This is a genomic window from Haloferula sp. (assembly GCF_049672945.1).
GTDB lineage: Bacteria > Verrucomicrobiota > Verrucomicrobiia > Verrucomicrobiales > Akkermansiaceae > Haloferula.
Window position 1 is genome coordinate 1 of record NZ_JBATWY010000108.1, and the last position, 6,811, is coordinate 6,811.

7 protein-coding genes and 1 pseudogene are annotated in these 6,811 nt (G+C 59.3%); 6 read left to right on the forward strand and 2 right to left on the reverse strand.

All coding sequences use genetic code 11. From position 1 onward, the window contains the following. Nucleotides 1–291 precede the first annotated feature (291 nt). Nucleotides 292–438 carry a hypothetical protein gene (locus tag WBG04_RS09645; protein WP_424314205.1) on the reverse strand — a complete coding sequence of 49 codons (147 nt, stop codon included), beginning with the start codon at nucleotides 436–438 and terminating at the stop codon, nucleotides 292–294. Between the two features lie 356 nt (nucleotides 439–794). Between WBG04_RS09645 and WBG04_RS09650 the strand changes: the two genes are divergently transcribed. From WBG04_RS09650 to WBG04_RS09665, 4 genes are all read left to right on the forward strand, one after another. Beyond that, nucleotides 795–1,247: an ISAs1 family transposase gene (locus WBG04_RS09650; RefSeq protein WP_424314206.1), complete on the forward strand. Its 453-nt coding sequence runs from the start codon at nucleotides 795–797 to the stop codon at nucleotides 1,245–1,247. 78 nt (nucleotides 1,248–1,325) lie between these two features. Next, on the forward strand, nucleotides 1,326–1,739 hold the full coding sequence (locus WBG04_RS09655) for an EF-hand domain-containing protein (protein WP_424314207.1): 414 nt from the start codon (nucleotides 1,326–1,328) through the stop codon (nucleotides 1,737–1,739). Between the two features lie 135 nt (nucleotides 1,740–1,874). Beyond that, nucleotides 1,875–3,083: a carbohydrate porin gene (locus tag WBG04_RS09660; RefSeq protein ID WP_424314208.1), complete on the forward strand. Its 1,209-nt coding sequence runs from the start codon at nucleotides 1,875–1,877 to the stop codon at nucleotides 3,081–3,083. A 55-nt stretch (nucleotides 3,084–3,138) separates the two neighbouring features. Further along, a complete protein-coding gene (locus tag WBG04_RS09665; protein ID WP_424314209.1) occupies nucleotides 3,139–4,110 on the forward strand; it encodes an HAD family hydrolase in 972 nt (323 codons plus the stop codon). A 55-nt stretch (nucleotides 4,111–4,165) separates the two neighbouring features. Here the strand turns inward: WBG04_RS09665 and WBG04_RS09670 are convergent, their stop codons facing one another. Beyond that, complete coding sequence (locus WBG04_RS09670) at nucleotides 4,166–4,381, reverse strand: hypothetical protein (protein ID WP_424314210.1); 216 nt, start codon at nucleotides 4,379–4,381, stop codon at nucleotides 4,166–4,168. A 417-nt stretch (nucleotides 4,382–4,798) separates the two neighbouring features. On the opposite strand from WBG04_RS09670, the gene WBG04_RS09675 reads away from it, so the two are divergent. After that, nucleotides 4,799–6,337: an arylsulfatase gene (locus WBG04_RS09675; protein WP_424314211.1), complete on the forward strand. Its 1,539-nt coding sequence runs from the start codon at nucleotides 4,799–4,801 to the stop codon at nucleotides 6,335–6,337. 123 nt (nucleotides 6,338–6,460) lie between these two features. After that, nucleotides 6,461–6,811 (forward strand): annotated as a pseudogene (locus tag WBG04_RS09680) (hypothetical protein); the annotation flags it as partial.

Sequence of the window (6,811 nt, forward strand, 5' to 3'; positions counted from 1 at the left end):
GCCGCCATCAGCCTCCTCGCCGTCGTCGCCATCGGAGCCTCTCTTTCGAGTTGCGCCACCAGCAATGCCCAGATTGATGAAAGCGTCGCGATCAACGCGGGCTTCAAGACCATCACCCCGAAGACCGTGTCGCTTGTGGGGTCGGTCCTTGAATTTTGCATTTAGCCGGTTTCTTACGACAGAGCTAGTAGTTTTGAATAGCCTCCGTATCCCGCTTCGGAATGCTCCCTTCTCCGCTTCGGCCGTCAGCTACGGTGTAAGCACCAAACCGGAAGAGGGTGCTTGCGCCAGCTACGCTGCCATCCAATAAATGGCGATCACTGAGAAGTTGCCGAAGATGATGCCAGGCAAACGGTAGACAATGGTGTGGCGGGATAGAATCGTCGGAAGACCAGGGGACTGAGGCGGTTGTCCGGCGGTCGTGACGGGGCGGATCATGGGGGCGGATTGGCTCTGGCGATCGATGGACCCACGAACTGGCTCGCGCGATTTGGCCCGGAGTGAAGGCTGGGGGCGGCGATTCGGCTTCCCGAGGAACCGCCGAAACGCTAAACGCGGTATGCATGGTGACGGTCTGCGAACAGCCCCCACGAATCTCCGCTCCCCAAGCGGAAGTGACCCGGGCCTTGCGCCCCCCGACCCACCCGAGGACGATCCACCGACCGGAAACGCGCCGAAAGCCCCCAATCCGCCACCCAAACCGAAAACGGGTGGGGCTTTTCTTAATTCATTGGTAAGCGCCCAACAGAACCCCCCTATCCAGAATCCGCGTAGATGCCATAGGCTACGGATCTATGGCATCTACTTCTGAAACCTCTGCTACTTCCAACATCATCACGAGCGACCGGGTCGGCCGGACATGTTCCAGCGACTCGTACAAGGCCGAGGTCGTGGCGGTCTGTGTCGAATTCCATCGCGAGCAGCTCGGCAGCGGTGAGAAAAGCGTGCCAAAGCGCTACTACCTGACCAGCCATGAGCCCGACGCCAAACGTCTCCAGCAACTCATCCGCCAGCACTGGTCGATCGAGAACCAGTGTCATTGGGTCCTGGATGTCACCCTTGACGAAGACCAGTGCCGCGCCCGCAAGGACCACGCGGCGCAGGGCCTCGCCATGTTACGCAAAGTCTGCCTGTCGCTGCTCAAGCAAGACACCAGCATCAAGGACAGCCTGCGCGGCAAACGCTACCAGGCCGCGCTCGATGAAACAGTCCTTGAGGGCATCCTGTTCCCAGAATCCCCAAAGTGAGGTCGCCCTGCCCGCCCCGATGGCCGGGCTGACTTCTTCATCGACGAACCGGCGGAATTTCTCCAACTTTTTGCCCCAATGAAAACACTCACGCGCATTTTCCCCGTCGTCCTGATCGCCAGCTGCGCCAGCACCACCGATCCCACTCCGGAACAGGCCTTTCGAATGGCCGATAAAGACAATGACGGAGTCGTCGGCCGACAAGAAGTCGTCGACCTGACCATCGCGAATGCCTTCAAAAACTACGACGCCAATGGCGACGGATTTGTCGATCAGGCGGAATACCTCGAATCGGGAGGCACTGTGGAAAAGTTCAAATTGATCAACAAGTCGGGCAGCGGCAAGGTTTCACTGGAAGAGGCCCAGGCCAATCCCCTCATCTTCAATACTTTCGCCGTGAGCTTTGACGAGGCCGATGTGAACAAGGATGGCAAAGTCACCTACTCGGAATATCAGGTCTATCTCGCAAAGCGCGACGCCGCCGTTCGCTGATCCGTCTAACACCCGCTTCATGCCTTGCCGGATCTCCGGCACGCATGAAGCGACATCAGTCAGACGGATACCAACTTTCCAGAACCAGACATCTTCCTTCTCGAATCGGCAAGCTTTCCACTGCAGTCCACGTTCATGAGGAAAGTCCTCCGCTTCTTTCCATGTCTTGCCGTCATTCTAACGGCACACGCCGTCGAACCCGGCACCCAGGAACTGGCGGTCAATCCTGACGACATCGCCTCGGAGCTGATTGCACGCGACCAACTGGCGGGCCAATGGTCATTTCCTCTGTTTGAAGAGTGGACCATCGCTCGCAAGAAGATCCAGGCAGAGACCGGACTCAGCTGGACAGCCAGCTACTATGCCGTCGGCCTTGGCTCGTTCCTCGGCAATGGTGTGCCCGTCGGAGCCTCGGGTGATTTCACGTTTCAAGGTATCTGGAAGCCGGGTTATCGATGGGTGGACAACCCCACCGAACTCCGCTTTCGCATCCGCTATCGGCACGAAATCGGACCCACCTCGGCCGCGGAGCTCGGGCCGGAAATCGGAGCGCTCTGGGGAGTCGTCGATGGCTTCAGCAACAGCGGTCTCGAAACCCCCGACTTCTTCCTCCGTCACCAATTCAAGGATCCGAATATCGAGCTGCGGTACGGCCAGCTCAGCATCGATTCGCAGTTCGGCGGCAATCAACTCGCCAGCTCGAAGCAGTTTTTCCTCAACCAGGGTTTTGCCAGCGATCCCGCGGTCGCCTTCCCACGGTTCGGGGCCGGCTTCACCGCACTGCTTTCCCTCGACAACGGCTTCAGCGCGGGATTCGGAGCTTCGACCGTCCAAGGAACCCAGACCGGCGATCAGGTCAGTCTCGACTTCGGATCCGGAGCCTTCTTCACGGCCCTTCAGTTGGCCTACGACTACCAGGATCACGATGACCTCGCGCGGCGTTTCCAATGGCTCGTCTGGCAGAGCGACGCCGTGGAGGACGCCGGACGCCCGAGCGGATACGGCTTCTCCCTGACCTACGAACAGGCTTTCAGCGAAGCCGGCGAGAAGGGTTTCGCACGCTTTTCCTGGTCAGACGGAGGCGCGGCGTCCCTCGACTACCTCCTCACAGCCGGCTACGCGCGTCCTTGCGGCGAAAAGGATCTCGCAGGCATCGCGGCGGGTATCGGACGGGGTTCGGACTCCGAAAAGGAAATCCAAGCGGTCTTTGAGGCATTCTACCGCTGGCATGCAAGGGACAACCTTCAGATCACGCCGGACGTCCAGCTGCTGGTCGGCGAGGGATTCACCAGCGGTCCCGGAATTCGCGTGGTGGCGGGTGTCCGATTCGGCATCACTTTTTAACGCCCCAAACAATCTCTTTAATTATTCCAGAGGCTCGCCACCTGTGCCAATTCTCATGAGACCCGTATCGAAGATCCTCCTGTCCGTCCTGATGGCGGCAACCACCCACGCCGCCGACCCTCTACCCTCTTGGAACGACACCTCTCCAAAAAAGGCGATCATCGAGTTCGTCAAGAGCGTCACCACCAAAGGCTCGGCGGACTTTGTTCCGGCCCCTGAACGCATCGCCACTTTCGACAATGATGGCTGCCTCTGGGCCGAGCAGCCGATGTATTTCCAGGCGTTTTTCATCTTCGACCGGATCAAGCAACTCGCGCCCCAGCATCCCGAGTGGAAAACCGAGGAGCCCTTCGCGTCCGTGCTGAAAGGCGACCACAAAGGCGCGCTCGCCGGGGGCGAAGAAGCCCTGATCAAAATGACCATGGCCACCCACACCGGCATGACCACGGATGAGTTCAACGAGATCGCTACCGACTGGGTCACCACCGCCAAGCACCCCGAAACCGGCAAGCTCTACACCGAAATGGTCTATCAACCGATGCTCGAGCTCCTCGCCTATCTTCGTGCGAATGATTTCAAAACCTTCATCGTCTCGGGCGGCGGGATCGACTTCATGCGCCCCTGGACCGAGCGCGTCTACGGCATCCCACCGGAGCAGGTCGTTGGTAGCAGCGTGAAGACCAAATTCGAAATGCGCGATGGCGAGGCCGTGGTGATGAGAATTCCGGAACTCAACTTCATCGATGACAAGGAAGGCAAACCCGTCGGCATCCAGACCCACATCGGACGACGCCCGATCTTCTCCGCCGGCAATTCCGACGGTGACCTCCAGATGCACCAGTGGACCCAAGCCGGCGACGGACCGCGCTTCAGCCTCTACGTCCACCACACCGATGCCGAGCGCGAGTGGGCCTACGATCGTGACTCGCACATCGGCCGCTTCGACAAAGGCCTCGATGAGGCCAAGGCCAAAGGCTGGACTGTCGTCGACATGAAGAATGACTGGAAGGTCGTCTTCCCGGAGTAAGCCCTGTTCAGATCCTTCGTCTGAACTCACCTCTCCATCCGCGGGAAGCCTCCTGCTACCACCCGAGTTCGCGCTCCCTTTGCTCTGTTTGCTCCTGCTTCTTCTGCTCGCTTTCGAAAGGAGTATGAACCACCGGCTCCTGATAAATCACCTGGCCCGAGCCATCCGTCACCGTCTCCTCCGTCACACAGCTGCTTAGACAAAACGCCGAAAGCGCGACCAAGGCTCCTGACAGGCATTTCCCGATTCGTTGAACTGATGCATGTTTCATCGCGGCAACTTAAGGCAATCCCTTTTGCTTCGACAAGCTCCGGACGCGGAATTTCTCACTTCGCCAAGCTGCAGATTGCCAGTGGCCGGGTCTTGGCTCGATCTCTCCCTCGACTCCTACCTCTCCATGTCCACCCTCGACGATTGGCCCATTTCCCTCGTCTTCGCGCTGATCGTCGATCTTGACCGCCCGTTCCGCACGCTCTTCGAGCGATCCCAGGACATCACGGCAAAGTTTCTCGCTTAAAAAAATGCAGGCTGACACGGCGGAGGAGGCGTTCTTCGCCGGCGCCCATGCATGAATGAGATGCCTGCATCCGATCACGATGCACCAGGGTTATCGCGGCGATCAGAATTTTGCAATTCACGGAACGGGAACTTGTCCCTAGGGATAGGGGTCGCCTTGACGACTCAAACCATGAAACTCCGTAAAATTCCGCTTATCCTCGGGGGCATCCTTTCGTTTGCCGCCACCGCCTTCGCTCAGGACAAGAAGCCCAACATCCTCATCATCTGGGGTGACGACATCGGCTGGTTCAACATCAGCGCCTACAACATGGGCATCATGGGCTATCGGACGCCGAACATCGATCGAATCGCCAATGAAGGCGCCCTCTTCACCGACTGGTATGGGGGCCAAAGCTGCACCGCCGGCCGCGCCGCCTTCATCACCGGCCAGTCGCCGATCCGCACCGGCCTGACCAAGGTCGGCCTGCCCGGCGCTCCGGAAGGCATGCAGAAGGAAGATCCGACCATCGCCACCCTGCTCAAGGCCCAGGGCTACATGACCGGCCAGTTCGGCAAGAACCACCTTGGCGACCGTGACGAAATGCTGCCAACCGAGCACGGCTTCGACGAGTTCTTCGGCAATCTCTATCACCTCAATGCTGAAGAGGAACCCGAGAATCCCGACTACCCGAAGGATCCCGAATTCAAGAAAAAGTTCGGCCCGCGTGGTGTGATCAGCTCGACGGCAGACGGCAAGATCGAGGACACCGGCCCACTGACCAAGAAGCGTATGGAGACCGTCGATGAGGAGGTCACGACCCGCGCCATCGACTTCATGGACCGCGCCAAAAAGGCCGACAAGCCCTTCTTCCTCTGGTGGAACTCCACCCGGATGCACGTCTGGACCCACCTCAAACCCGGGGCTGAGGGCAAGACCGGCCTCGGAATTTATCCCGACGGCATGGTCGAACATGACGGCCACGTCGGACAGCTGCTCGACCACCTGAAGGAACTCGGCCTCGAGGAAAACACCATCGTGATGTACTCGACCGACAACGGAGCCGAAATGATGACCTGGCCCGATGGTGGCACCACGATGTTCCGCGGCGAAAAGAACACCAACTGGGAGGGTGGCTACCGCGTTCCGACCCTCATCCGCTGGCCTGGCGTGATCAAGCCCGGCACCATCGTCAACGACATCGGATCCCACGAGGACATGCTACCCACACTGCTCGCAGGAGCAGGGAACACCACCGTCAAAGAAGATCTCTTGAAGGGACTCAAGGTCGGAGACATGGACTATAAGGTCCACATCGACGGCTACGACCTCATGCCCTCGCTCAAGAGTGGTGCCGAGTGGCCGCGCAAAGAGTTTCTCTACTGGACGGATGACGGCAGCGTCGCCGCCCTTCGCTACAACAATTGGAAGATGGTCTTCCTCGAACAGCGGGGTCACGGCTTCGACGTCTGGCAGGAGCCCTTCGTCGAGCTTCGCCTGCCGAAACTGTTCAACCTGCGGACCGACCCCTTCGAGCGCGCCGATCATGAGGCGATGGGCTACCCCATGTGGCGAATGGAGCGTGCCTTCCTCATCGCACCCGCGGCCGCCTATGTCGGACAGTGGCTGCAGAGCTTCAAGGAATTCCCACCACGCCAGGAGCCGGGTAGTTTCAACCTGAGCAAGGTCATGGAAGCCGTCACCGCTGGTGCCAAGGGTAGCGGAAACTGATCCTGCAAACCCTATTTCTCAGCCGGCCTCGATTCAGTTCGAGGCCGGCTTTTTCGTTCCGGGCAGGCAATTCACTACACTTGCCCTTCCCGGTCCCCGCCCGCCATGCTACGCCCCTCCCCCATGAAGAAGGCCGCTCTCACCACCCTGACCATCGTCCGCCGAACCCTCGGTTACGGCTTGCTTGTGACCTTCGTTTCGCTGGCTTCCATCGCAGTCTACGTCCTCAACCAACGCCCGCAACTCAACCTCTGGCAGGAAGTCGATCTCGACGAGGAGTTCGACGAAAAGTCCGACATCACCGACTTCAAAAGCTACCTGGAACTCGAAGACCGCCTCTTCAAGCAACTCGAAACCGAGGTCTATGCCAACACACCCCCGGGAGGTCCGACCGACATCAACCGCTTCCGAAAAGGCAGCATGATGGACCCGACCAGCTTCCAGACCAACTGGAACCGGAGCTTCGAATGGACG

Bases quoted from the DNA above. Each gene is read 5' to 3' on its own strand.
- WBG04_RS09645 (WP_424314205.1), bottom strand. From the start codon at position 438: ATGATCCGCCCCGTCACGACCGCCGGACAACCGCCTCAGTCCCCTGGT.
- WBG04_RS09650 (WP_424314206.1), top strand. From the start codon at position 795: ATGGCATCTACTTCTGAAACCTCTGCTACTTCCAACATCATCACGAGC.
- WBG04_RS09655 (WP_424314207.1), top strand. From the start codon at position 1,326: ATGAAAACACTCACGCGCATTTTCCCCGTCGTCCTGATCGCCAGCTGC.
- WBG04_RS09660 (WP_424314208.1), top strand. From the start codon at position 1,875: ATGAGGAAAGTCCTCCGCTTCTTTCCATGTCTTGCCGTCATTCTAACG.
- WBG04_RS09665 (WP_424314209.1), top strand. From the start codon at position 3,139: ATGAGACCCGTATCGAAGATCCTCCTGTCCGTCCTGATGGCGGCAACC.
- WBG04_RS09670 (WP_424314210.1), bottom strand. From the start codon at position 4,381: ATGAAACATGCATCAGTTCAACGAATCGGGAAATGCCTGTCAGGAGCC.
- WBG04_RS09675 (WP_424314211.1), top strand. From the start codon at position 4,799: ATGAAACTCCGTAAAATTCCGCTTATCCTCGGGGGCATCCTTTCGTTT.